Source organism: Carboxylicivirga sp. M1479, from assembly GCF_007097485.1.
Classification (GTDB): Bacteria; Bacteroidota; Bacteroidia; order Bacteroidales; family Marinilabiliaceae; genus Carboxylicivirga.
Map to the genome: position 1 here is coordinate 1 of NZ_VKDE01000119.1, position 281 is coordinate 281.

Genomic DNA, 281 nt, shown 5'->3' on the forward strand with positions numbered 1-281 from the left:
TTATCCGGAGTACTACCTGATTCAACATGCCTTTGAGAATCCGGAAGCTTTTGGACAGATGAATAGTAAGGAAATAAAGCGATTAGCATCAATAGCCGATTTACAATTACTAAGTATTTCAAAGTCACATAAAAAGCTATTTAAGGCTTTAGCATCAGATAATCCGTGGGAGAGGTATTGGGCCCTGATTGTATGTAGTTCTTATATGAAGAAAATACCACAATTGTTACCTGTGATAAAAGCCATCGCTAATAATGATAATCTGCTTATTAACAAGGTTC

1 protein-coding gene is annotated in these 281 nt (G+C 35.6%); it reads left to right on the forward strand.

Annotated features, from left to right (window positions below; translation table 11 throughout):
* Positions 1-281 (forward strand): hypothetical protein (locus FNN09_RS21285; protein ID WP_221932570.1); only part of this gene is annotated, 281 nt, incomplete at both ends.